This is a genomic window from Streptomyces sp. 13-12-16 (genome assembly GCF_002114215.1).
Lineage (GTDB): Bacteria > Actinomycetota > Actinomycetes > Streptomycetales > Streptomycetaceae > Streptomyces.
Genome location: NZ_NCTE01001219.1, coordinates 952 through 4657, shown reverse-complemented (window position 1 = coordinate 4657; position 3706 = coordinate 952). Strand labels below are relative to the sequence as shown.

Genomic DNA, 3706 nt, shown 5'->3' with positions numbered 1-3706 from the left:
GACCTCGGTGAGGCCGGACCCGCGCGTACGGGGGAGATGCTGCGGGAGTTGGTGGGGCTGTTCGCCGAGGGGGCGTTGCGGCCTCTGCCGGTGACGGTGTGGGACGTGCGGCGGGCGCGTGAGGCGTTCCGGTTCATGAGCCGGGCCAGGCACGTCGGCAAGATCGTGCTGACGATGCCGCGCCGCTGGAACCCCGACGGCACCGTCCTCATCACCGGCGGCACCGGTGCGCTCGGCGGACACCTCGCCCGCCGCCTCGCCGCCTCGGGTATGCGGCACCTGCTGCTGACCGGCCGACGTGGTCCGGACGCGCCCGGCGCCGCCGAACTCGCCGCCGAACTGCGGGAGCTGGGCGCCGAGGTGACCGTCGCCGCCTGCGACACCGCCGACCGCGACGCCACCGCCGCGCTCCTCGCCGCCGTCCCCGACGCCCACCCGCTGACCGCGGTCGTCCACACGGCCGGCGTTCTGGACGACGGCGTGGTGACATCCCTGTCGGCGGAGCGGGTCTCCGGCGTGCTGCGGCCGAAGGTCGACGCCGCCTGGCACCTCCATGAGCTGACCCGGGACCTGGACCTCGCCGCCTTCGTCATGTACTCGTCGGTGTCCGGTGTGATGGGCAGTGCGGGCCAGGGCAACTACGCGGCGGCCAACGTCTTCCTGGACGCGCTCGCTCAGCAGCGGGCCGCCGCCGGCCTGCCCGCCCTCTCCCTGGCCTGGGGCGCCTGGGTCCAGGACGGCGGCATGACCGGCACCCTCTCCGACGCCAGTGCCCGCAGGATGGCCGCCTCGGCCGCGCCACCCCTCAGCGTCGAACAGGGCCTCGCGCTCTGGGACGCCGCCACGGTCTCCGACGAGCCCTGCCTCGTGCCCATCGGCGCCTCCGGCAACACCCGGATGCCCGGTGAGGTGCCCCCGCTGCTGCGCAACCTGGTGCGCGGCACCCGGCGCGCCGCCGCCACCGCCGTCGGCGGTGCCCGGGTCGCCGCGGACCTCACCCGCCGACTCCTGGAGACACGGGAGGAGGAGCGCGTCCGCGTCCTGCTCGACCTGGTCCGCGGCGAGGCCGCCACCGTGCTCGGCCACTCCTCGCCCAAGGCCGTCGAGGCCGACCGCGACTTCCACGACCTCGGCTTCGACTCGCTCACCGCCGTCGAACTGCGCAACCGCCTCACCACCGCCACCGGCCTGCGGCTCCCGGCGACCCTCGTCTTCGACTACCCGACGCCCACCGTGCTCGCCGGACACCTGGTGACCGCCCTCCTCGACGAGGAGCGGACCACCGGCGCCCCCGCGGTCACGGTTCTCCCCGCGACGGCCGAAGACCCGATCGTCATCGTCGGCATGGCCTGCCGGATGCCCGGCGGCGTCAGCTCGCCCGAGGAACTGTGGCGGCTCGTCGTCGAGGGCCGTGAGGGCATCTCCGCCTTCCCGACCGACCGCGGCTGGGACCTGGACACCCTCGTGCGCGGCGGACACGGCGGGCACGGCCGCAGCGCCACCTCCGAGGGCGGCTTCCTCTACGACGTCGCCGACTTCGACGCCGGCTTCTTCGGGATCTCCCCGCGCGAGGCCCTCGCCATGGACCCGCAGCAGCGCCTGCTCCTGGAGACCACCTGGGAGGCGTTCGAACGCGCCGGCATCGACCCGGCGACCGTACGCGGCAGCCGGACCGGTGTGTTCGTCGGCACCAGCGGCCAGGACTACACCACCCTCGTCATGAACTCCAGTGAGGACGCCGAGGGCCACGCTCCCACCGGCCTCGCCACCAGCGTCGTCTCCGGCCGCCTGTCCTACACCTTCGGCCTGGAGGGCCCGGCGGTCACGATCGACACCGCCTGCTCCTCCTCCCTGGTCGCCCTGCACTGGGCGGCCCACGCGCTGCGCTCCGGCGAGTGCTCCCTCGCCCTCGCGGGCGGCGTCACCGTGATGTCGACCGCCATGGGATACGCCGGCTTCACCCGGCAGGGCGGCCTCGCCCCCGACGGCCGCTGCAAGGCCTTCGCGGACGCCGCCGACGGCACCGGCTGGTCCGAGGGCGTGGGCATGCTCGTCGTCGAGCGGCTCTCCGACGCCCGCCGCAACGGCCACCCCGTGCTCGCCGTGATCCGCGGTTCCGCCGTCAACCAGGACGGCGCCTCCAACGGCCTGACCGCGCCCAACGGTCCGTCGCAGCAGCGCGTGATCCGGCAGGCCCTGGCGAGCGCCGGACTCACCCCCGCCGACGTGGACGCCGTCGAGGCGCACGGCACCGGCACCACCCTCGGTGACCCGATCGAGGCCCAGGCGCTGCTCGCCACCTACGGCCAGGACCGCCCCGCCGACCGGCCGCTGCTGCTCGGCTCCATCAAGTCGAACATCGGCCACACCCAGGCCGCCGCCGGAGTCGCCGGCGTCATCAAGACCGTCATGGCGCTCCGCCACGGCCTGCTGCCCAAGTCCCTGCACATCGACGCCCCGTCGACCCACGTGGACTGGACCGAGGGCGAGGTGCGCCTGCTCACCGAGACCGTCGACTGGCCGGAGACCGGGCGTCCGCGCCGTGCCGGTGTGTCGTCCTTCGGTATCAGCGGCACCAACGCGCACACCATCATCGAGCAGGCCCCGGAGACCGAGCCGGTCACGCCGGCCGCGGCGCCCGAGGTCGTCCCCGGAGCCGTGCCGTGGCCGGTGTCCGCGAAGTCCGAGGAGGCTCTGGAAGACCAACTGGACCGGATCGTCACCCTCGACACCGCCTCCGCGCTGGACGTGGGCTTCTCGCTGGTGTCGGGGCGGTCGGTGTTCGAGCACCGGGTGGTCCTCCTCGCGGGCGTTGGGGGCGGGGCGCCGGTGGAGGTGGCGCGTGGTCGTGCGGGGGAGCGGTCGCCGGCGGTGCTGTTCTCGGGTCAGGGTTCGCAGCGGGCGGGGACGGGACGTGAGCTGTATGCCCGGTTCCCGGTGTTCGCGGAGGCTCTGGACGCCGTACTGAACCACTTCGATGACGAGCTGGAACGCCCGCTGCGTGAGGTGCTGTTCGCCGAGGAGGGCACGCCGGAGGCGGAGCTCCTCGATGCGACCGGTTACACGCAGCCCGCGCTGTTCGCGGTCGAGGTGGCGCTCTACCGGCTGATCGAAAGCTGGGGTGTGACGCCGGAGTTCGTCGGAGGCCATTCGGTCGGCGAGATCGCGGCCGCGCACGTGGCCGGGGTGCTGTCGCTGGAGGACGCGTGCACGCTGGTCGCGGCCCGTGCCCGGCTGATGGGGGACCTCCCGGCGGGCGGCGCGATGGTGGCGATCGAGGCCACCGAAGAGGAGATCGTCCCGCGTCTCACGGACGGGATCGCCCTGGCCGCGGTCAACGGTCCCGGGTCCGTCGTCGTGTCCGGTGCCGAGAATGAAGTCGTCGCGCTCGGCGAGGAGTTCGCCGCTCAGGGCCGCAGGACGCAGCGGCTGTCGGTGAGTCATGCCTTCCACTCGCCGCTGATGGAGCCGATGCTGGACGCCTTCCGTGAGGTCGCGGAGGGTCTGACCTACGCCGAGCCGCGCATCCCCGTCGTGTCCAACGTGACCGGTGAGATCGCCGGCCCCGACCTGCTGTGCTCGGCCGACTACTGGGTGCGCCACGTCCGCGGCACCGTCCGCTACGCCGACGGCGTCAGGGCACTCACCGACGCCGGGGCGAACGCCTTCCTGGAGATCGGCCCCGACGGCGTCCTGACCGCGCTCA

Annotated in this window: 1 protein-coding gene; it reads left to right on the top strand. The window is 73.8% G+C overall.

Annotated elements, in window-relative coordinates; genetic code table 11:
- The coding region (locus B7767_RS45985; RefSeq protein ID WP_143652876.1) for a type I polyketide synthase at window positions 1–3706 on the top strand (3706 nt) is incomplete at both ends.